The sequence below is a fragment of the Sulfitobacter sp. M368 genome, assembly GCF_025141875.1.
GTDB classification, from domain to species: domain Bacteria; phylum Pseudomonadota; class Alphaproteobacteria; order Rhodobacterales; family Rhodobacteraceae; genus Sulfitobacter; species Sulfitobacter mediterraneus_A.
Genome location: NZ_CP081113.1, coordinates 1,203,029 through 1,224,631 on the forward strand (window position 1 = coordinate 1,203,029; position 21,603 = coordinate 1,224,631).

Sequence of the window (21,603 nt, forward strand, 5' to 3'; positions counted from 1 at the left end):
GGTTCGGCGCTGTTGCCGGACCTTTTTCATCAATGGGAGTATTGAGATGGGTTTGTGGAGTTTTGTTAAGGACGCTGGCAAAAAGGTTTTTGGCGGCGGTGATGATGAAGAGGTGACCGGTGCGGCCCTGAAGGACGAGCTGAAGGAGCTGGGCCTGGATTCCGATGATCTGGATATCACGGTCGAAGGAGACACCGTCAAGGTCAGCGGCAAGGCCGCCAGTCAGGAAATGAAGGAAAAGGTCATCCTCGCGGTGGGCAACGTCGAAGGCGTGGCAGCGGTTGAGGATGATGTATCGGGCGGCGACGCCGATCCGGTGTTCCACACCGTTGAAAAGGGTGACACGCTTTGGGCGGTGTCGGAAAAGGCATTGGGCAAGGGATCGCGTTATATGGAGATCTTCGAGGCGAACAAGCCGATGCTCAGCGATCCGGACAAGATTTACCCCGGCCAGGTGCTGCGCATCCCCGCAGCCTGATCACCGTTTCAGCCGCGTAGGGCGGGGGGCAGCCCCCTTGGACCCCCTGAGGTATTTAGGACCAAAAAGGCTGGAGGCGCCGGTACAGCAATGTCCTGCGCCTTTTGTCGTGACGTCATAGAGGGTGACGCGGCGTCCATGTAGCTAGCAAGCTTGCGAAATGCTGCATTTCGCCGCATCCTGTCCTTCAGGGAAAACAAAGCCGAAAAATCGGCGCTCAAGGGGAGGAATGGCGATGACATTTGCCGGGATGGAGGATCGCAACGCGATCGAGGCGGAAATGCCGTGGGCGGAACGGGATGTGCCCAAGACGCTTTATGGGTTGCTGAGTGACACAACCGCGAAGTTTCCGAACCACAATGCGATCTCGTATCAGATTTTTTCGGGTCCGAAGGACAAGGCGGAGACGCTGAACTGGACCCAGCTTCATGGCCGTGTGACACAGGCAGCGAACCTGTTCCGGTCATTGGGCGTCGGCCCCAAGGATGTGGTGGCCTATGTGCTGCCCAATTGCAATGAAACCGCGATCACCCTGTTGGGCGGCGGTGTGGCGGGGATCGCCAATCCGATCAACCCGCTTTTGGATGCCGAACAGATCGGATCGATCCTGCGCGAAACCGGGGCGTCTGTGGTTGTGACATTGCGCCCGTTCCCCAAGACGGATGTGGCCGAGAAAACCGCCGAGGCGGTCAAGCTGGCGCCGGGTGTCCATACGGTTCTGGAAGTGGATCTGGTGCGCTATCTGACGCCGCCGAAGTCTTGGATCGTGCCATTGATACGCCCCAAGGGCCGGGTCGAAAATCAGGCCAAATATATGAATTTCAATGCCGAGCTGGCCAAGCAGCCTACGAAGTTGACCTTTGAGGACGTGCAAGAAGACCGCGTGGCGTTCTATTTCCACACGGGCGGCACCACGGGCATGCCAAAGGTCGCGCAGCACCTGTATTCCGGCACGATCTACAACGGTTGGGTCGGCTCGACCTTGCTGCTGGACGAAAACGACGTGATGCTTTGCCCATTGCCGCTGTTCCATGTGATGGCCTGTCAGGTGATGCTGCTGGGCGCGCTGTCTTCTGGTGCGCATATCGTTTTCCCAACCCCGCAGGGCTATCGCGGCGAAGGGGTCTTCGACAACATCTGGAAACTGGTTGAACGTTGGAAGGTGACCTTTGTTGTGTCGGTGCCGACCGCGCTGGCCGCGACCATGCAGGTGCCTGTGAATGCTGATATTTCCACGGTGAAAACCGCTTTCTCAGGCTCCGCGCCTTTGCCGCTTGAGCTGTTCCGCCGGTTTGAACAAACCACCGGCATGACCATTGTCGAAGGCTACGGCATGACCGAGGCGACCTGCCTTGTGTCGGGCAACCCAGTGGACGGGGTGAAAAAGGTCGGATCGATCGGCATTCCGTTCCCCTACACAGATGTGAAAATCATCAAGGGAACGGACAAGGGCGATGTCGAGGCGGCGATTGACGAGATCGGCGAGATTTGCGTGTCCAATCCGGGTGTCTATGTGGGCAACACCTACACCGAGGCGGAAAAGAACGAGGGGCTTTACTACAAGGACAAGTACCTGCGCACCGGCGATCTGGGCCGTGTGGACAGCGACGGTTATCTGTGGATCACGGGCCGGTCCAAGGATCTGATCATCCGGGGCGGGCACAATATTGATCCGGCCGAGATCGAAGAGGCCTTGCTTAGCCATGAGGCTGTGGCCTTTGCCGGTGCGATTGGCCAGCCGGACGCGCATTCGGGCGAACTGCCCTGTGCCTTTGTTGAGCTGGTCGATGGCGCATCCGTCACACCCGAAGAGCTGTTGGCGCATTGCGAGAAAGAAGTGCATGAGCGGGCCGCGCGGCCCAAGCATATGACGATATTGGATGAATTGCCAAAAACGGCAGTTGGCAAGATTTTCAAGCCCGATCTGCGCAAGATGGCAATCACCCGTATTTTCAACCAAGAGCTGGAGAAAGCGGGCGTCGCGGCACGGGTGACTTCGGTGATCGATGACAAAAAGCGCGGTTTGGTGGCCAAAGTTGCGGGCAATGGCGCGTCCGAAGGGGATGTGGCCAATGTGCTGAATGACTTCACCGGGGCGTGGGATCTGGTGTGAGCCCCCCCGATTATCAATCGCTGATCGATGCAGAGACCTGGGCCTATATGGCCCGGCTCGACGCGGCCTATCCGCCCGATGCGGTTGAAATGACGATAGAGGATCAGCGGCGTCTCTATGACGATATGTGCGCGATCTTTTATCAGGGGCGTCCGGAGGGTGTCACGGTCACGGATGAACCTTACGGCGCCGTGCCCTGCCGCCGCTATGAGGTGTCAGACAGCGCGGTGACGGTGGTTTACTACCACGGTGGCGGCTTTGTCGTGGGCAGTCTGGACAGCCACGATGATGTCTGTGCCGAGATCTGCAAACGCACCGGATACCGGGTGATTTCGGTGGACTATGGTCTCGCGCCGGATGTGACTTTTCCGGGCTGTTTCAACGATGCCTGGGCGGCCTTCTCGGCCATTTCAGACGCGTTTGACGGTGATCTGATCCTTTGCGGCGACAGCGCTGGCGGCAATTTGGCGGCGGCGATGGCCCATCATGCGCGGGGCCGTATTGACGGGCGCGTCAGAGGGCAGGTGTTGATCTATCCCGGGCTGGGCGGCGATTGGGGGCAGGGATCCTACGTGGAGCATGCCAATGCGCCGCAGCTCACGGTCGCGGATATGGCGTTTTACCGTACCGTGCGCACGGGCGGGTTGGAGCCGCCAAAAGGTGATCCGCGGTTTGCACCTTTGCATGACAGCGATTTTGGTGGGTTGCCGCCAACCGTCCTGATCACCGCGCAATGTGATCCGTTGTCAAGCGATGGCGGTGCGTATCGCGATGCGGTGCAAGGAGCGGGCGGCAAGGCGGTGTGGTTCAACGTGGATGGCATGGTGCATGCCTGTCTGCGCGCACGGTCCTGTTCGGTCCGTGCGGCTGCGTTTTTTGATCGGGTGATTGATGCAGTGGCGGCACTGGGGCAGGGGCAATGGCCCTATGATGCGGAGCCGGCGGGGAAGTAACCCAACCAGATCAAACCCTTAGGACAAAAAGCTCTTGGCTTTCATCGTGTCAGCAATCGGTGCGCCGAGCCTGTGCAGGATCGTTGGTGCCAGCTGCAATTGATCAATCACTGTATCCTCTGCCGGTCCCTCAGCCGACCCAAAGTAATAAAGCGCCGCCTCCTGTTGCAGCGGGTCGCGCCCGCCGTGGTGGCCGCGGGCGTCCTGACCGTGATCTGCGGTCACGATCACCTCATACCCAGCGGCCCGCCATTTGGGGATGAACGGGGCCAGCATTTCGTCCATCACGAAACAGGCATGATCCATTTCCTGGCTTTCGTGAAAGAACCTGTGGCCCATACTGTCGAGCGTGCAGGTGTGCAACATGCCGTAATTGAGACCAAAGCGCAGGCAGAGGTTGGTCAGCGAGGCAAAGAGATCCACATCAGAGGGGGTCATCTGATTGGTCTGTCCGTATCCAGTCATGGTGTGAAATCGGCCGTGGTTGATCGTGGCGCTGTCCGGTTCATCGTATTCGACATCACGGACATAATCGAAGGGATGGCGGTTAAAGAACTCTGACCAAAAGCTGTGTGCGACCGCGCCCGTCACGCCGCCCGCTTCGCGGACCTGGCTGAACACGTCTTTTTCCTTGAGGCGGAAGACATTGCCATTGCCGGTGCAGCCATGCACCGCGGGTGCAACGCCGGTGTGGATCGAGGCATAGCAAGAGGCGGAAATGGACGGCAGCACCGACCGGATCTTCCAGACCCGCGCATCACCACTGTCCACCCAGCCTTCCAGATTGCCAAACAGCCTGCGCCAGTTGCGATAGGGCACGCCGTCGAGAATGATCAGCAAAAGTTTGTTGTCCACGTGGCACCTCATTGCTTGCGGTTTTGAGAACCATCACAGATGTATTTCTGAATAGAAAGGGGGCAGTTGGGCCAAATTTATCACCTTTGCCCCACGTCACCTGCCACTTAGGGGCCATGTGGCAAAATTGGTCATTCAGTCGATCACGAAACCGTGATAATTTGATGAAACTGCCGTATTTTCGGCGGTTATCAGATCGGGCGGGTTCATTTCATGACGCATTTTCAAAAGTTTACTGCTGCTTTGGCGGGTGTTTGTCTCCTTGTAGGGGCAAAGCCGGGAGAGGCGGACCAAGCCAAATCGCCCACAGGCACCTCCTTGCGTTATTCGGAACGGATGCTGGACCGGCAGGGGGACGTCACGGGCAAGGTGGGCATCGCCCTGCGGGCCGGGCAGTCAGGCGAGATTGGCACGCTGACCTTTGGCGGGCGACTTTTTGCCACGATCATTGCCGAGCGCACCAATACCGCTGGTAAATTCCCGATCCTGTCGCGGCTGCCGCCGACCCACACCAGCGGCACCTCTGATGTTTATGGCGTGGTGAACGAGGCCACCGTGCATGCCACATTGGCGCTGCCGATGGTCACAGCCTTTGCCCAGGCTGAATATACCGAAGTCGAATACCCCGGCCAGGATGCGCTGCAACTGCGCAAATACTGGGTCGCGCTTGGCGATCTGGACCGGTCGCCGTTTTACTTGGCAGTGGGGCGCAAGACGGTGAATTTTGGCAATTTTGCCACCTATGCCCCCTTCACTCATTCGCACAGCAATCACTATTTTTGGGCGCAGTCGAAAGATCCGGTGATCGAAGTCGGCTATCTGGGCAAGAACACCGATCTGGCCTTTAGCCTTATTCCTGGCCATCGCGGTTTGCGGGTCGTGGACAGCCCGGACAACGATGGCGATTACGAGAATTACGCGGTCAACCTCGCGCACCGGGTGGACCTGAAGGGCGGGATGCAACTGCAACTGGGCGGCGGTTATCTGCGGGGCACGATCTATGACAGCGCAATTGCCCATCATCCGCCCTCTGCCGGAACCGCCCGTTTGTGGAATGGCGCCTATAACATGAACGCGACGCTGAGTGCAGACCGCTATGACCTGATGGCGGAGTTCACCAAGACCACCGGCATCTGGCCCGCGACCGGCCATAAGGTCAGCGCATTGACTCTTCAGGGCCGCTACCGGTCAGAGCTGTTTGGCAAACCCGCCACCTATTCCCTATCGCTGAGCCGCGGTGTGCAGGGGGCCAAGGGCACCGAGTGGGAAAAGATGGATCAGGCTGTGCTGGGCGTTGAGGTGGACATGAGCAAGCATCTAAAGCTGGGCGCGGAATACATGTTCAACGACGGGTTTGTGCCGCTGATCATGCCCAAGGCGGTCGGCGATGCGGGTGTACAATCTCATACGCTGATCATCGGTGCGAAACTGACGTTCTGATCCGGGCTAGATCAAGGTAACGCCGTTGTCTTCAAGCTGTTTCAGGGCTTTGTCCCCGGTCGTTTGATCCGCGGCCAGGATCGTCCGCCGGTCAATTGTCACCTGATAACCCCGTGCGCGGGCGGCAAGCGCCGTTTTGGCCACGCAATAGGCGGTATCGAGCCCCATCACATGCAAATGGCCGACCCCAAGTTTTTTCAGCAAGGGGTCAAGTGCGCCCGTTTCAAATCCGTCCTGCACCCGCTTGACCAGTGTATGATCGGCCTTGCCCGCAAAGGGCGCGGCAATTTCGGTGCCATCCGAGCCCGCCACTGCAGCCCCCTTCATGGTGAGGCGTGCAATCACTCTGGTCGAGGGGATGGACCATTCCTGCCGCAGGGCGATGACGGGGATGCCATTGGCCTTGGCCCGTTCCACCGCATGCAAGATTGCGATTTCTGCCTTGGCCTTCTGATCTGCGTTGTAGGGGCCATCCTGCCAGAAGACGGTTTGCAGGTCGATCATCACAAGTGCCGTTTCGGACTGCCCTCGAACCAGAGGGCCGGTACTGACCCGTCCTATCAGCCAGATGCCGTGAAGAAGCCATAGGGTGAGACCGCCAATGACAAGAGCAGAAAGAAAAACCGTCACGGAGCCTTCTCCTCGGTGGCGGACTTTAGCCGCGCGATCAATTGCTGCATGGTCTTAAGCGTGATCTCCAACTCTTCATCAGTCAGATCGCCACAGATCCTTTTCAGCAATTCCTTCTCGCGCTGCATGACCTGAGCAATAAGGCTCTGCCCGGTCTCGGTCAGGGCAATGAGCTTGGAGCGTTGATGACGGGGGTTCGGGACCGCCTCAGTGAACCCGGCGGCATGGGTGTCGTTGATCATCAGCTGTACATATTGCCGTTTGATCTCAAGACGCTGCGCGATTTCGGGGACCGTCGCCGCGCCGCCATCCGCGAGGATTTCCAGCACCGCGCGCATGCGAACGGTCAGCCCGCTGCCCTCAAGGCCGCGTTCCACCGCCGCTTCTGCAGCCTGCATCAGGGGGCGGGATTGCCAGATAACCTGGTAAAGATGATGTAAGTGAATCATGACATTAAACATGTCATAATGACATTTATAATGTCAACGTGATCTAAACAAAAAACAGGCCGGGCAATCGCGCCCGGCCTATGTCATATCTCACGCCAATTGGCACGCTGTTCATCAGGGTGAAGTTTACGTTCCAAGTTACGTGTCAAACATCCCGCCCGTGATGCCCACCATGGTGATCAACAACTCGCCCGTATCCGGGTCCATCGCTGCTTCGTGGTAATCCTCGATCAAGGTCTTCGCCTCGGCAAAGCTTTGACCGGAGCCGTCGAATGTCTCGAACACGTTTTCGGCATGATCGACATTGCTCATTCCTTTGTAGGCCGAAAAATAGAGACCCAGATAGGTCTTCGCCTCCAGAAACAGCGCATCGGTGACCCGCTGGGATATGGTTTCCGCACTGTCATCTGCGGAAGCTTCGGCCCGGGTGCCGCGGATGATCTCAAGCACCAATTCTCCTCGGCTGATCTGGCCCGCCTCCAGCACGCCAGACCAAAACGCCAAGCCATCGGCATCCGGTGCACGGTTCAGGACGTTTTGATAGACGGCGGAAATGAACGCCGCAGGACCATCGTCAAACGGAAACAACGCCTGCGCCTCGACAGAGGCGGCGAGATGCCCTGCGACCTCTTCAAGAGACATCCCCTTCACCACATGCTGCGCCCAGAAATACAGACCCAAAGCATCTGGCGCACGGTCGAAAAACGCGGTGTAGATCTCAACCAATTCGCGCGCTTCTGCGTCACTCAATTCAACCGCATCGCGAAGTGCGCCAATATTGAGGGCTGTGGCGTCTCCTGTCAGGTGATGCACCTCATCGTTGGTATGGAAATGAAAGGTGCTCAGCTCATTCAGATCAATGGTACGGTCCTGAAATTCCAGAAAATCAATGTTGAACAGGGTGTCTGAGCCTTCTCTGTCCGCCACTTTGTCTTGGACGGAGATGGTTCGCATCAGCAATACCGTGTCAAGCGGTGCAGAAGGGCCGATGCCTTCGTAGTGGTCAAGCGGCACGATGCTCTGCAATTCTGTATGAATCCTCGCGACGTTCTGCTCGACATTTATGATAAAATTTGAGCTTGGATAGTCATAAACCGCTGTTGCCCCCACGGACACATCGCTGCCAAATATTCCTTTTTCGGTTGACCTCAGTTCATCATTTCCTGGCCCGCCGTATAGACGATCTTGCCCGATATCCGAGAAAATGAAATCGTCACCGCTTCCCCCGAACACGGTATCATCACCGATGGAGGACCGGATATGATCGTCACCGGCACCGCCTTCGATTACGGTGTTCGCTGAGGGGGCAAATGTCTTCCAACGTTCAACATAGGTGAGATTGATGTCAGTATCTGGCAATATTTGATCGCTGACCAACACATTGCCGAAAAAATCGTAAAATTCAGGCTCGATCTGAATACGGTCATCGCCATCATGCCCGTTTACGACAAGCGGTGTTGTGCCATCGGACAATGCCTCAACGGTAATTTCGTCATCTCCGGCAAAAAAGGCCGCATCCAATTCGTTGGTCCAAGGCTGATCATTGGCTTGGCCATTGCCGGCTACGGCATTGGAGTAGTGACTGAAATCAACGCCATTGACGTCAAGCTGCACAACCGTTTGCTCGATCGGGACACCTTCGTAAACATAGGACGGTTCTTCAAGCGTCGTTCTGATGCCGTTGATGGTGCCAGTGATCCTGCCGTCGCCGTCTTGCTGAAAAGACCCTGTTAATCTGGTCTTCAATTCCGCTTCACCCAAAGCTTCAAATGTGACTGCGGTTGCGGAAAAATGCGTGTTGAATGTGGTGAAGGTTCCTGTTGGATCGACGTAATTGTCTGAGACGGGCCTCACAAAAGCTGGCGCCGAAAAAATAAAGAATTGTGACATGAAATTACCTGTCGTTGAGAGGTGTACAGTAACCTGTTAACCTCCCTGTGCGCTGGTCGCAAGTTCAATCTTTGATTGCAAGATGGTCGGAGGTTTGCCTATTGCGGGTGCCGTCAAAGCAGCCACAAAACAAAGAAAGCCGGGCAAACGCGCCCGGCTTGTCCTTTTGGTCTTAGTTCCCGGCGCTTTCCATCTTGCGATGGGCTAGAACGTCTTCGAGCCAGCCAAGCTTCATCTCCGGAACGGAGCTGAGCAGCAGGTCTGTATAGTCATCAAAAGGCGGGGCCAGCACTTGGGATTTTGGTCCATAGCGGACAACCTCGCCCTGGAACATCACCGCAATACTGTCGGCAATCGCTTTGACCGTGGCCAGATCGTGGGTGATGAACAGGTAGGAGACATCCTCGATCTTTTGCAGCTTGAGCAACAGCTTGAGAATGCCGTCCGCCACCAGCGGATCGAGGGCCGATGTGACCTCGTCGCAGATGATCAGCTTGGGTTTCGCCGCCAGTGCCCGCGCGATGCAGACACGTTGTTTCTGACCGCCGGACAGCTCCGCCGGATAACGATCCTGAAAGCCTTCGCCCAGTTCGATCTCATCGAGAAGTTCCTGAATACGCGTCTGCTTTTCCTTGCCCTTGAGGCCAAAGTAGAACTCAAGCGGGCGGCCGATGATCGTGCCAACGGTCTGGCGCGGGTTCATCGCGGTGTCCGCCATCTGGTAGATCATCTGCAACTCGCGCAGATCCTCAAGCGGACGGGTGGCCAGATCGGGAGTGAGCGTGTGATCGTCAAAAACGATCTGTCCGTCCGAGGCGGGCAAAAGCCCGGTGATCACCCGCGCAAGGGTCGATTTGCCAGATCCGCTTTCCCCGACCACGGCCAGTGTTTGACCGGGGTGCAGTTCCACGTTGATGCCCTTGAGCACGTCAAAGTTGGTGCCCTTGTAGCGGGCCGTGACATTCTCAACCCGCAGCAGCGGCGTGTCGGTGGGGACTTTTTCTTCGTGGTTGATCGACCGGACAGAAACCAGCGCCTTGGTGTATTCCTCACGCGGTGCGTTGATGATCTGGTCGGTGGTGCCGTATTCCACCATCTCGCCCTGTTGCAGCACCATGATGTGATCACTGACCTGCGCCACAACGGCGAGATCATGCGTGATATAAAGGGCTGCCACACCAGTGTCGCGGATGGCGTCCTTGATCGCGGCCAACACGTCGATTTGGGTGGTCACATCCAGCGCGGTGGTGGGTTCGTCAAAGACCACCATGTCCGGCTCGGGACACAGCGCCAGCGCCGTCATGCAGCGTTGCAACTGTCCCCCCGAGACCTGATGCGGATACCGGTTCCCGATGGTTTCCGGGTCCGGCAGGCCAAGCTTGGCAAACAATTCCACGGCCCGTTCCTCGGCGTCTTTGCGCGAGAATTTACCTTGAAAGATTGCCGCCTCGGTCACCTGTTCCATGATCTTCTTGGCGGGGTTGAAGGACGCCGCCGCCGATTGAGACACATAAGTCACCTCGGCGCCCCGCAACCGGCGCACATCGCGCAGACCCGATTGCAGGATGTCGCGGCCATTGACCCAGACCTCGCCGCCAGTCAGCTCAACACCGCCCCGCCCATAGGCCATGGAGGCCAGACCGATGGTGGATTTGCCCGCGCCGGATTCGCCGATCAGGCCCAGCACCTTGCCCGCCTCAAGATCGAAATCGACGCCATGGACAATTTCGATATCCCGTGGCCGTTCGCCGGGTGGATAGATCGTCGCGCCAATTTTGAGGCCGCGTACCTTTAGCAGTGGTTCGGTCATCCCCGGCCCCCTTTCAGCGATGTGGTGCGGTTCAGGATCCAGTCCGCAACAAGGTTGATCGAGATACATAGGATGGCGATGGCATAGGCCGGATAAAGCGCTGCCTGAATGCCGTAGTTGATGCCTTCCTTGTTCTCTTTCACGATCCCGCCCCAGTCGGCCAGCGGTGGCTGTACACCAAGACCAAGGAAGGACAGCGTGGAGATGAAGAGCACCGCGAAGATGAAGCGCAGACCCATCTCGGCCACGAGGGGGGAGAGCGCATTAGGCAGGGTTTCGCGGAAGATGATCCAGCCGATTTTTTCACCCCGCAGGCGGGCCGCTTCGACGTAATCCATGACCGTGATGTCAACCGCGACAGCACGGGCAAGCCGGAACACGCGTGTGCTGTCCAAAAGGCCCATCAGCAGGATCAGGATGAATGTGGTTGTTGGCATCACCGACAAGACCACAAGCGCAAAGATCAGCGATGGGATCGACATGATCAGATCGACAAAGCGGCTGATGGTCTGGTCGACCCAACCGCCTGATACCGCGGCAAAGAAGCCCAGGACAGAGCCAAGTGTAAAGCTCAGGATCGTTGCCATAGTCGCGATAAAGATCGTTGTGCGTCCGCCGTAGATCAGACGCGTCAGCAGGTCGCGGCCAATGCTGTCGGTGCCCAGCAGGAATTCGGACGAAGAGGGTTCCCAGACATCGCCGACGACTTCGGCCATGCCATAGGGCGCGATAAAGGGCGCAAAGAGTGCCATCAGGAAAAAGAGGCCAGTGAAGAACAGGCCGATGAGGGCGGAAAGAGGTATGTTCTTCATTTTGGATGCCTCAACCTTGGGTTCGCGAGGATTGAGACGATGTCGGCAATCAGGTTCAACCCGATGTAAACGGCGGCAAAGATCAGGCCGCAGGCCTGCACCACAGGCACATCGCGTTTGGCAACGTGATCCACCAAATATTGCCCCATGCCCGGATAGGCAAAGACCACTTCGACCACGACCACTCCCACAACCAGATAGGCGAGGTTGATCATCACAACGTTGACGATGGGGGCGATGGCGTTGGGAAAGGCGTGTTTGGCAATGATGCGCAGCATGCCCATACCTTTGAGTTCAGCCGTTTCGATATAGGCCGATTGCATCACATTCAGGATGGCGGCACGGGTCATCCGCATCATATGGGCCAGCACCACAAGGGTCAGAACCATAACGGGGATCGCAATGGCGTTGAGTTTCGCACCAAGCGACATGCTGTCATTGATGATCGCAACGGAGGAGAACCAGCCAAGGCGGATGGAAATCCAGTAAATAAGTACATAGCCGATCATAAATTCGGGGATCGAAATGGTGGTCAGTGTGACCGCCGAGATCACCTTGTCGGGGATCCGGTCTTTGTAACGTACGGCCAGAAGGCCCAGAAAAATAGCGAGTGGAACCGAGATCGCAGCGGCCCAGAAAGCGAGGAACAACGTGTTCTTAAGACGTCCGCCAAGGCTTTCGGCAATATCGCGGCCATTGGTCAGCGCGGTGCCCAGATCGCCTTGCAGGATGCCGCCGAGCCACTGGAAATAACGCGATACTGGGGGTTCGTCCAAGCCAAGGCTTTCCCGAAGGTTGGCAAGGTTTTCTGGGGTCGCAGACTGGCCAAGGATTTGCTGGGCCACGTCGCCGGGCAGCATCATGGTGCCGCCAAAAATCAAAATGGACGCTGCAAACAGCAGCATAATGCCCAGCGCAACGCGCTGGACAATGAGTTTTAAAATCGGGTGCATTTGCTAATGGCCCGGATCACGCGTCTTTCAGCCAGCAGGCAATGTGAGACTTGTTGTTCATCACAGGGCCGTTTGGATCATTCACGTAACCGCCGACGTTGTTGGACACGCCCGCAACGAAGTCGTTGAACATTGGCAGGATCAAGCCGCCTTCATCGCGCAGCATGCGGCCCATCTGGGAATAGATGTCCTTGCGCTTGGCTTGATCTAGTTCGGCCTTGGCGGCGTTGAGCAGGGCGTCAAAGTCATCCCGCTTCCAACGGGTGTCGTTCCAGTCCGCGGTGGACAGATACGCCGTGGCATACATCTGATCCTGCACCGGACGGCCGCCCCAGTAGGAGGCACAGAAGGGCTGTACGTTCCACACTTCGGACCAGTAACCATCGTTCGGCTCACGCTTGATCTCCAGCGGGATACCCGCCTTGGCCGCGCTCTGCTGGAACAGGGCTGCGGCGTCAACCGCACCGGGGAAGGCACCGTCTGCAACACGCAGGATGATCGGGCTGCCATCGTGGCCGGACTTTTTATAGTGCTCGGCGGCTTTTTCGATGGAATGCTCGCGCTGCGGAATGGTTTCGTCAAACAGCGGATAGGAGGCGTTGATCGGCATGTCGTTTCCGATAGAGCCATAGCCACGCAGGATCTTGTCCACCATTTCCTGACGGTCGATTGCATACTTCAGCGCCAGACGCAGTTCGTTGTTGTCAAACGGCGCGGTGTCGATGTGCATGATAAACACATAGTGGCCACGGCCAGAGGCGGATTGAACGCTCAGGTTCGGTGCGCGGTCCAACAGCGCGGCAACCTTGGGGTCAACGCGGTTGATGATATGGACCTGACCGGATTGCAGCGCCGCGGTACGGGCGGTTGCATCGTTCAAAACCAGCTGTTCGATCTCATCGGCCCAACCACGGTTGTCGCTGTCCCAGTAATCGTCACGGCGCTTGAACGCATGGCGCACGCCGGGTTCGTCGATCTCGATGGTGTAGGGGCCCGTGCCGATGCCCGCGCCGGGGTTGTCCATGCCGCCGCCGGGCTGGATCATCAGGTGATAGTCCGCCATCAGGAACGGCAGGTCAGCGTTAGGTGTGTCCAGCTCAACAATAAAGTTGTCGCCGTCGACCTTCATGTTCGCGATGCCCTTCATGATGCCCAAAGCACCCGATTGGCTGTCTTCGTTGCTGTGACGCTCCATGGTTTTCATGACGTCGTCTGGTGTCATGTCTTTGCCGTTGGAAAACGGGATACCCTTGCGGATCTTGAAGGACCATGTCTTGGCGTCTGCAGAGGCTTCGACGCTTTCGGCCATGCGGAAGTCCAGCTCGCCGCTTGGGTCAACTTCGACCAATGTCTCGCCCCAGGCACGCAGGTTGTTCAAAGGCACTTCTGATGCGGTCAGAGCCGGATCTTGAGTGTTCGTGCTTTCGCCGCCGGACGAGCCGATGCGCATCATGCCGCCACGCTTGGGCGTGTCCGCTTTGGCAGAGCTGGCCAGCATGGTGTTTGCAACGGCTGCCGTCACACCCAATGCAGCGGCGCGGCCGACAAACTCACGACGGGTCATCAGGCCCTTGGCCACTTTCTCCGTCAGGTAATTCAGTTGATCATTCATTTAGGTTCTCCCGGTTGTATCGTGGTTCGCCGCGTTGCTCGCGGTTTTATTGACTGTGGAGTCAAGTTTGCGCATTTCGTCTGTTGCTGCAAGGGTTAATAACGGGTGTTCATGTCGTTGTGACTACAGATTGTCGCGATCAATGCTGTCTTCGACATCTCTGCAATAAATCAGGTCATTCCCTTCAAAGGCTTCGATTCGGGCGGTCAGGTGAAATTTCGTGGCGTCTGACCACATTTCGCAGCGGGTTTCGGTGCGCATCCGGATGTCGTCTTTTTGCAATTCGTCGGTCCAATGACAGATGCCCCGCGCCGAGGTTGGATCGTCGGGATGAATGCTCCAGTTTTCGCGGGCGATGGAACTGGTGATCAGCCCGTGATCGGCATCGCGCACAGCGCCAAAATCATCCTCGATGATCAGGCTGACGCGGCCTGTGACCATATCGGTTTCCTGCCGGCGGATGTGGTTTTCATCACGCAGGGTTTCGGTCTGCCACGGATCGGCGGCGGTGGGCGGAGCAAAGACATATTCATCGCCGCCAGCCGTCGGGCGTTGGGGAAGGGCGATCGTGCCCCTGGTCAGCCGCAGTTCGGTTTTTTCTGGCGAGGGCCAGATCAGCGGCCAATAAGCATCCGAGACCGAGACCCGAAGGCGATGCCCTTTGGGCACGCGGTAGGCGATGTGATCAAGAGCAAAAGAAACCCCCTCAGGTACACCCGGCTGCATCGGCTGCGGCTCTGCTGCGCTGTTGCGATGGCTGAGGTTCAGTACCCCATAGGTGATCCGCGTTGATGCACCATCGGGGTGAATGTGGTTCAGGCGCACGGCGATCTGGGCTTGCGGCTGGTCGGAGACCACGGTCAATGACAGACGCGGCGCCCCGACGATATCCATGTCTCGGGTCAGGGGACCACTGTCAAAGCACCGCGACAGCGCATCATCATGGCGCTGGTCGCCGGGCATTTCCGGCCCCAGCCATATCGCGCAGTATTCCCCCGCATCCGCACCGCAATGCGCGGGAGAGGACACCAGCGCATCCAGTGGGCCCGCCGTTTCGGTCAATCCATCATCGGTCAGATGCAATTGTGCGATTTCAAGATGGCTGGTCGCGCCCTTGTCTTCTGCCACCCAGCGGCCGGGGCGTTCTGCGTACCAGGCCGCGGGGCGCATACCGTCCATCAAATAGGCGCGGTAGTCAGGATCATCCTCCACGCCGGTTTCCTCCCCCTTGAGCCAATGATCCCACCAGCGCAGCGCCTCTTGCAGAAAGCCGATGCGCGGTTCCGGCACGGCGAAATGCGGATATTTGTGCACCCAAGGGCCGACAATGCCTTTGGCCCCCGGCAATGCCTCAACCAGTTGCGGCACGGCGTTCTTGTAGGCGTCCCCCCAGCCGCCGATGGCCAGCACCTTGGCCTTGATTGCGCTGAAATCTTCACAAACCGATCCGTGCCGCCAATAGGCATCGCGGCGCTGGTGGCGCAGCCAAAGGGCGGGCAGAAACGGCTCATGCTCCAACCGCTCCAGCCACATCTCGCGCCAGTCATCGGGGCGCAGGGCCGGGTCCGGCGCACGGGAGGAATAGGACCACATCGTCGCGCCCCAGCCGAGGTTTTCATTGAGCAGGCAACCGCCCTTGTAATGAATATCATCGGCAAAACGGTCCACAGTGGAACACAGGGTGATCACTGCCTTGAGCGGGGCCGGATCCATCGCGGCAACCTGCAACCCGTTGAACCCGCCCCAGCTGATCCCCATCATGCCGACACTGCCGTTGGACCACGGCTGCGCGGCGGCCCAGTTGATCACCTCAACAGCGTCGCTGAGTTCCTGTGCGGTGTATTCGTCCTCCATCAGTCCTTCGCTGTCACCATTGCCGCGGATATCAACGCGCAGACAGCCATAGCCGCGCATCGCAAACCACGGATGGGTCAACGCATCCCGCGCGCAGGTGCCGTCGCGCTTGCGGTAAGGCAGATATTCAAGGATCACCGGCACCGGATCATCGCCCGCGTCTTTGGGCATCCAAACCCGCGCCGACAGGCGGCATCCATCAGAAAGAGTGATACCCATGTCGGGCTCTTCGGTGATCTCGCGCAATGCGTTGGGGGTGCTTGTCATGTCGCGACCGTCCGAGGGATCGTTGATTCTGTCAAGCAGATGGAAAAGCGGGGTGAGAGAACTGGACCTAATCCACAGTATACTTTGGACCTATAGATTGCCCGGAAAACCGGACAGCCTTTCATCATGTCCCAACGGGAGAAACCGAATGTGTTCTGATGCTGGCACCGCTGTGCCCAAAGTCATGATCGAAAACGAGCGGGTCAAAGTCACCGAATGGCGGTTTGCCAAGCGCGGGGACAACACCGGCTGGCACCGCCATGCTTATGATTACGTGGTTGTCCCGCTGTTTGACGGCGTTCTTGAAATTGATCTTGGCGGTGGAGAACGTGTGACCGCAGAGATGAAAAACGGCGTGCCCTATTATCGCGAGCTGGGCGTTGAGCACGATGTGATCAACGGCAACGATTTTGAATGCGCTTTTGTCGAGATTGAATTGTTGGAGCCGAAACCGGGCTAGGGCCGCTCGGTGTCCAGACAGATAGTTACCGGCCCGTCATTGACCAATGCCACAGACATATCCGCGCCAAACTCGCCAGTCTCCACCGGAATGCCGAGGCCGCGCAGTTGATCGGCGAAATGCAGATAAAGCGCCTTGGCCGCGTCAGGTTTGGCCGCATAGGAAAATCCCGGCCGCGTGCCGCGCGAGGTGTCGGCGGCCAATGTGAACTGGCTGACCACCAAGGCCGCGCCGCCGGTTTGGGCCAGGGACAGGTTCATCTTGCCCGCGTCATCCTTGAACAGCCGCAGCTTGGAAATCTTGAGCGCCAGCGCCTCGGCAGTTTTTTCATCGTCCTCGGGCATGGCGCAGACAAGGATCATCAGACCCTTCTCAATCTGCCCGATCACTACGCCATCTACCGTGACGGAGGCTTGCGTTACACGTTGAAGAACTGCGCGCATCTCACTCTTTCCAATGGATAATATCTGATGGTTCCGCCCGTTCAGTGCGAAACGTGTTCGCCGGATGATCCGTATCGGCATACCCAAAAGAGATCGCGCAAAGCACCAGACGATCATCGCCCAGCCCAAAATGTTCGCGCACCTGCGGGGCATAGGCTGCAATCGCCGCTTGCGGCACAGTGGCCACGCCAAGCGCGGTGGCGGCGAGGGTAAAGGCGGTGACAAATCCACCGCTGTCCATCGCACCGTAGGGGCCAAGCTCTGCCGGGGAATGCACAATCGCCACATGCGGCGCGTCAAACAGCGCGTAGTTGCGCAACATTTGTTCCTGACGGCTTTTGCGGTCCGATTTGTCGATGCCCACCGCGTCATAAAGCTGGAAACCGCAGGTGCGCCGCCGTTCAGCATAGGCGCCGGAATACCCTTTGGGCCATGGCAGATCAGGCTGCGGCACGCCGCCCGCACTGGCGGTCTCCAGCATCAACTGGCGAAACGCCTCGGTGCCGGCGCCTTTGGTCACGCTGACCTGCCAGGGCTGGGCGTTGCACCAGCTGGGCACATGGCGGGCGGTTTTTACGATCTGGGTGATGGTGCTATCGGCCACCGGATCGGGGCGAAAGGCCCGGCATGAATGCCGTGCCTTGAGGATATCGGTCAGGGTATCGATCTGGGTCATTGATTTTGCGCCACAAAATAGCCGATGACCCCGGCGGCCAACAGGCCAAGGATCACCGCGATGGTGATTTTGATGGCCGAATAGGGGCGTTCGCCCTGCACCCGGCCAGAGGTTCCGTTCACGACAAAACGGTAGGTCTTGCCGCGATATTTGTACGCAGCCAACCAGACTGGCAGAAGGATATGTTTGAAGGTCAGGTCAGACAGGGCGGTGTCCACATCATGGACCCGCTGCCGGTCGCCGCCGATGTCAAACCGCACGTCCCGTTCGATCACACGGTCCATATGCGCACGCGCCTCGACAAATCCATCCTCAAGCGAAACCGCATAGGCCTCGGCCCGAAATCCGGCAAGGTACTCAGGGGCATAGGGCGCAAGCCCGGACAGGTCCCAAGGCTCCAGCGCGTCGGTGTATTTCTTGGGCAGGGATTTGGACGCCAGCACCAGCACATCATCGAAAAACCGCGCAACCCGGCCAGATGCGGGGGACCAGCGCACCTTTTGAACCCGTTCCTGCACCCTCTTGCCATCCCGCGTGACGGTGCGGGTCACATAATAGACCGTGCCGCGCTCCCCCCGGTAGGAGGACCGCGTTTGCGCATCATAGGTCCAATAGGGCACGTAGATGCCTTGCATTTTCCGCCCCTTGCGGGCGTATTCCTTGAGGCCGTTGGGTGCAAACCACAATCCGCCAAGCCATTTGGTCATTGCATCGCGGGCGGTCTCTTCGGCCAAGGCAAAGGGCAGCACGGCGCGGGGTTTGATATGGCGGTGGGTGCCGGTATCAACCACCACCGGGGTAGCGCAGAAAGGGCATTCAGCGGCGTGTTTTCCTGCCTCAAACTCCACCTGCGCCGCGCAGTTGGGGCAGGTGGTGACGCGGGTCTCTTCCATCTCGGCGCTGGGCAGATCGGCGGCCAGTCCGGAACGCAGATCCAGTTCTGCGATGGCGTGGCTGCGCGGGGCGGTGCCTGCAATGGCTTCGGTGTTGCCGCAATGATCACAGACCAATTGTGCCGCGCCGGGATCAAACCGCAGGTCCGATCCACAGGTGTCGCAGGGAAATCGATGTTCAGCCACGGGGGCGGGGGGCATGTGAGGATCAGTCATCGGGGCCTCGTTCGTCTTGCCACAGACATAGCGGCCTTGACCGCCGGGTGCCAGTGCCGCCGCCTGCGGGCCTACAAAAAAGGATGCAATCGTTTGGGCGCCATGATGCGCAGAGCGTTGTCGCGCAGGCGCAGGTGCCGCCAGATATGAAACGCGGCGTGGCAAATGGCGATCAGGGCCAACAGGTAAAATTCATAGATGTGGATCTGGCCGATAATCTCATTGGCGCGGCGCAGGCCCAGAGGCGGGGCGATGGGCAGGAACCCTCCGGCCTTGAGCAGGGTAAAGGAAGTCAGCCCAAGGAAAAAACCGCTGAGTGCGACACCGAACAAACCCCAGATCAAGGCCTTGTGCATCCATTGATGCGCCCGCCGCGCCCAGGGCGGCAATTTCGGCCCCGGACGGCTGGCCAACCCGCGCCGCATATAGTCGGCGGTCCAAAGCAGGCAAAGCGTGACAAAGATCAGCGCCAGCATCGAATGGGCCTGAAATGCCTTTGGCCCAAACGGCAGGACATCATCCGGCGTGACCAGAAGGAACCAGATCAGCATGGGCACCATGGCCCAATGCATCGCCTTGAGCCAGGTGCGCCGCTGCGGCAGCCATTTGGGCAGTTGAAACGAGGGGCGAAACAAACGGGTCATCATGGCACAGCCACGGACAACACCGCGCAAAAGTTTCGCGCCTTCGTCACGCGCCCGGCGGGGGCGGTGGCAATACGGTAAAAAGCTGGGCCAGTTCGGCCACGTCTTCGGCCCGTTGCCATCCATCCTGACCGGGGGTCCAAACGTAGGTTTCACGCGAAAGACTGCCGTCGGCGGCCTTGCGCCCCATCGCGGCTTTGGAAAATGGTCCCGTGGTCTCACCGTCCACCGCGATGTGCCAGACATGTTCGACAGGTGGCGGCGGGGGCGGGATATGGGCGGTGGCGGGGGCCGCAGCCACCTGTGGGCGTGCGCCCCATGGCCCGGCTTGCGCAGCGGCCTGGCCGATCTGCATACCCAGACCTGCACCCAGACCCGCTTGAATGGCTGCCGCACCCCCACCATCACGGCCCAATGCCTCAGCGGCCTGAAACTGCATGTATTCGTTCAGATTGCCGATCACTCCCATGGAGGATCGCTTGTCCAGCACATCCTCAACCGCGGGCGGCAGGGAGATGTTTTCGATATACAGCTCCGGCATGGCCAGCCCGTATTCCGCCAGTTGCGCCGCGATCTCGGTGCCGACCAGCTTGCTCAGCTCGCGGGTATTCGCGGCCATGTCCAGAACCGGGATCTGGGCGCGGGCGATGGTGCGGGAAAATTCCTGCACGATAATGTTGCGGATCTGATAGCTGATCTCGTCCATCGTAAACTCGCCATCGGTGCCGACGATCTCGGTCAGGAACCGCGCCGGATCGCTGACCCTTACGGAATAGGTGCCATAGGCGCGCAGGCGCACAGGGCCAAATTCGGGATCGCGCACGATGATCGGGTTCTTGGTGCCCCATTTGAGATCGTTGAACCGGGTGGTGTTGACGTAATAAATCTCGGATTTGAACGGGCTTTTGAAACCGTGATCCCAGTGCTGCAGCGTGGTCATCACCGGCATGTTGTTGGTTTCAAGCATGTACAGGCCGGGGGTAAAGACATCCGCCAATTGCCCTTCATGCACAAAAACCGCCGCTTGCCCCTCGCGCACGGTCAGCTTGGCCCCGTATTTGATCTCATGGCCTTCACGCTCAAACCGCCAGACCATGGTGTCGCGGCTGTCATCCACCCAATGAATGACATCAATGAATTCGCCGGAAAGGAAATCGAAAATACCCATGAGGTTGGTCCTTTATTGGTCAGAAATGGGAAGGCTCACAACGGCCCGCCGGTCAGTTCGCGTGCGATGATACGGGTGATCGGCGCCGCTTCGGCGGCGCTCATGCCGGGGCGCAGGCGCGGATCGTATAGCATCTTGAGCAGCAGTTCGTCATGGCCCGTGAGCAGCGCAAATTCGTCGTCGTCGTTAAAGATCGAAGGCCGCGCGGCCGGGCTGTCATTGGCAAGGCCAAGACCTTGGGCCAGCTCTTCATGGATGCAGCTGAGGCGCAGCAGATCGGGGTTTTCGGCGCGAATGATCGCGACAGCGGCGGTATAGGTGTTGGCATCCGGCCCGGCGGCATAGGCGGCCACGGCGCAATAGGTGTCACGGCGCATGTTGCGCAACGCCCGCAGACTGTTTGCGGTGATCCCGCGCACCCGCGTTGCGGCCTCCACCAACGCCTCGGCGCGGTCGTCTTCGGAGGCGATGATCACCAGGAAATTCGGCGTTCCGGAGGTGGAAATCGGATGGCCGGTGATCCGCGCCAGCCGGCCTGCATAGCGGCGCACGTCATAGGCGTCGCCAGCGCGCTGCGATGGCGGCACCCCGGCGCCAAAGATGACGTCCATCCGTACCGGCATATCCCAGCGGCGCAGGGGGCTTTGGCCGCCCCGGCCGGAGAAGTTGCCGTCGTATTCGTTGAAAAAGGCGATTTTCTCAAAGTTGCGGGCCAGCATATCGGCGGTAAAGGGGGTGTCAGCGCCGCCGCCGTCGCGGCGCAGCAACCCTTGGGTCAATTGTGCGGTCTGCACCTGATTGAGATAGCTGCGCAGCATCGCGCTTTTTTGAGAGGTGGGTTTGGCCACCACTGGCGCGGGCAGGGCGGCAGGCCGCGCCTGCGGTTTCAGCGAAGGCTCGACGGGCGCAATCAGATTGCACGCGGCAAGGGCGGCGGACAACATGCCCGCCCCCCCAATGCGCGTTATGCGCTGAAGAATGCCTGCC

General features: G+C 58.8%; 20 protein-coding genes. 5 read left to right on the forward strand and 15 right to left on the reverse strand.

Going from position 1 to position 21,603, the window contains the following annotated elements:
• Positions 1-46: 46 nt before the first annotated feature.
• The 3 genes from lysM (at position 47) to K3754_RS06065 (ending at position 3,544) form a co-directional block, all read left to right on the forward strand.
• The gene (lysM, locus tag K3754_RS06055; protein ID WP_037908994.1) at positions 47-478 is read left to right on the forward strand and encodes a peptidoglycan-binding protein LysM; all 432 of its coding nucleotides are present in this window, start codon (positions 47-49) and stop codon (positions 476-478) included.
• Between the two features lie 235 nt (positions 479-713).
• The gene (locus K3754_RS06060; RefSeq protein WP_203212184.1) at positions 714-2,591 is read left to right on the forward strand and encodes an acyl-CoA synthetase; all 1,878 of its coding nucleotides are present in this window, start codon (positions 714-716) and stop codon (positions 2,589-2,591) included.
• A complete protein-coding gene (locus K3754_RS06065) occupies positions 2,588-3,544 on the forward strand; it encodes an alpha/beta hydrolase (protein WP_259941944.1) in 957 nt (318 codons plus the stop codon). Before K3754_RS06060 ends, K3754_RS06065 begins: the two co-directional genes overlap by 4 nt.
• A gap of 18 nt (positions 3,545-3,562) precedes the next feature.
• Here the strand turns inward: K3754_RS06065 and K3754_RS06070 are convergent, their stop codons facing one another.
• The gene (locus K3754_RS06070; RefSeq protein ID WP_259941946.1) at positions 3,563-4,399 is read right to left on the reverse strand and encodes an alkaline phosphatase family protein; all 837 of its coding nucleotides are present in this window, start codon (positions 4,397-4,399) and stop codon (positions 3,563-3,565) included.
• A gap of 213 nt (positions 4,400-4,612) precedes the next feature.
• Between K3754_RS06070 and K3754_RS06075 the strand changes: the two genes are divergently transcribed.
• On the forward strand, positions 4,613-5,839 hold the full coding sequence (locus tag K3754_RS06075; RefSeq protein WP_259941948.1) for a hypothetical protein: 1,227 nt from the start codon (positions 4,613-4,615) through the stop codon (positions 5,837-5,839).
• Positions 5,840-5,845: 6 nt separating this feature from the next.
• On the opposite strand, the gene K3754_RS06080 is transcribed toward K3754_RS06075, so the two are convergent.
• The 8 genes from K3754_RS06080 to K3754_RS06115 all read right to left on the reverse strand — a co-directional run bounded on the left by K3754_RS06080 (position 5,846) and on the right by K3754_RS06115 (position 16,116).
• Positions 5,846-6,469 carry a cysteine hydrolase family protein gene (locus K3754_RS06080; RefSeq protein WP_259941950.1) on the reverse strand — a complete coding sequence of 208 codons (624 nt, stop codon included), beginning with the start codon at positions 6,467-6,469 and terminating at the stop codon, positions 5,846-5,848.
• Positions 6,466-6,918, reverse strand: a complete 453-nt coding sequence (locus K3754_RS06085) for a MarR family winged helix-turn-helix transcriptional regulator (protein ID WP_259941952.1) — start codon at positions 6,916-6,918, stop codon at positions 6,466-6,468. The genes K3754_RS06080 and K3754_RS06085 overlap by 4 nt, the downstream gene beginning before the upstream one ends.
• Before the next feature lie 138 nt (positions 6,919-7,056).
• A complete protein-coding gene (locus K3754_RS06090) occupies positions 7,057-8,772 on the reverse strand; it encodes a DUF4214 domain-containing protein (RefSeq protein ID WP_259941954.1) in 1,716 nt (571 codons plus the stop codon).
• 208 nt (positions 8,773-8,980) lie between these two features.
• Complete coding sequence (locus K3754_RS06095) at positions 8,981-10,618, reverse strand: ABC transporter ATP-binding protein (protein ID WP_259941957.1); 1,638 nt, start codon at positions 10,616-10,618, stop codon at positions 8,981-8,983.
• The gene (locus K3754_RS06100; protein WP_203211867.1) at positions 10,615-11,430 is read right to left on the reverse strand and encodes an ABC transporter permease; all 816 of its coding nucleotides are present in this window, start codon (positions 11,428-11,430) and stop codon (positions 10,615-10,617) included. Before K3754_RS06100 ends, K3754_RS06095 begins: the two co-directional genes overlap by 4 nt.
• Positions 11,427-12,383, reverse strand: a complete 957-nt coding sequence (locus K3754_RS06105) for an ABC transporter permease (protein ID WP_025047785.1) — start codon at positions 12,381-12,383, stop codon at positions 11,427-11,429. Before K3754_RS06105 ends, K3754_RS06100 begins: the two co-directional genes overlap by 4 nt.
• Positions 12,384-12,399: 16 nt before the next feature.
• Complete coding sequence (locus tag K3754_RS06110; RefSeq protein ID WP_259941960.1) at positions 12,400-13,995, reverse strand: ABC transporter substrate-binding protein; 1,596 nt, start codon at positions 13,993-13,995, stop codon at positions 12,400-12,402.
• Between the two features lie 123 nt (positions 13,996-14,118).
• Positions 14,119-16,116: a CocE/NonD family hydrolase gene (locus K3754_RS06115; protein ID WP_259941962.1), complete on the reverse strand. Its 1,998-nt coding sequence runs from the start codon at positions 16,114-16,116 to the stop codon at positions 14,119-14,121.
• A gap of 148 nt (positions 16,117-16,264) precedes the next feature.
• Between K3754_RS06115 and K3754_RS06120 the strand changes: the two genes are divergently transcribed.
• The gene (locus K3754_RS06120) at positions 16,265-16,576 is read left to right on the forward strand and encodes a cupin domain-containing protein (RefSeq protein ID WP_259941964.1); all 312 of its coding nucleotides are present in this window, start codon (positions 16,265-16,267) and stop codon (positions 16,574-16,576) included.
• On the opposite strand, the gene dtd is transcribed toward K3754_RS06120, so the two are convergent.
• From dtd to K3754_RS06150, 6 genes are all read right to left on the reverse strand, one after another.
• Entirely contained in the window at positions 16,573-17,019 is a 447-nt protein-coding gene (gene dtd, locus K3754_RS06125) for a D-aminoacyl-tRNA deacylase (protein WP_259941966.1), read from the reverse strand. The genes K3754_RS06120 and dtd overlap by 4 nt on opposite strands.
• A gap of 1 nt (position 17,020) precedes the next feature.
• A complete protein-coding gene (locus K3754_RS06130; RefSeq protein ID WP_259941968.1) occupies positions 17,021-17,695 on the reverse strand; it encodes a nitroreductase in 675 nt (224 codons plus the stop codon).
• The gene (locus K3754_RS06135; protein WP_203211861.1) at positions 17,692-18,804 is read right to left on the reverse strand and encodes a TFIIB-type zinc finger domain-containing protein; all 1,113 of its coding nucleotides are present in this window, start codon (positions 18,802-18,804) and stop codon (positions 17,692-17,694) included. Before K3754_RS06135 ends, K3754_RS06130 begins: the two co-directional genes overlap by 4 nt.
• 71 nt (positions 18,805-18,875) lie before the next feature.
• Complete coding sequence (locus K3754_RS06140) at positions 18,876-19,451, reverse strand: cytochrome b/b6 domain-containing protein (RefSeq protein WP_231024285.1); 576 nt, start codon at positions 19,449-19,451, stop codon at positions 18,876-18,878.
• 43 nt (positions 19,452-19,494) lie between these two features.
• Positions 19,495-20,616 carry an SPFH domain-containing protein gene (locus tag K3754_RS06145; RefSeq protein ID WP_025047777.1) on the reverse strand — a complete coding sequence of 374 codons (1,122 nt, stop codon included), beginning with the start codon at positions 20,614-20,616 and terminating at the stop codon, positions 19,495-19,497.
• Positions 20,617-20,651: 35 nt separating this feature from the next.
• Positions 20,652-21,560: a DUF2927 domain-containing protein gene (locus tag K3754_RS06150; protein ID WP_259941975.1), complete on the reverse strand. Its 909-nt coding sequence runs from the start codon at positions 21,558-21,560 to the stop codon at positions 20,652-20,654.
• Positions 21,561-21,603: the final 43 nt, after the last annotated feature.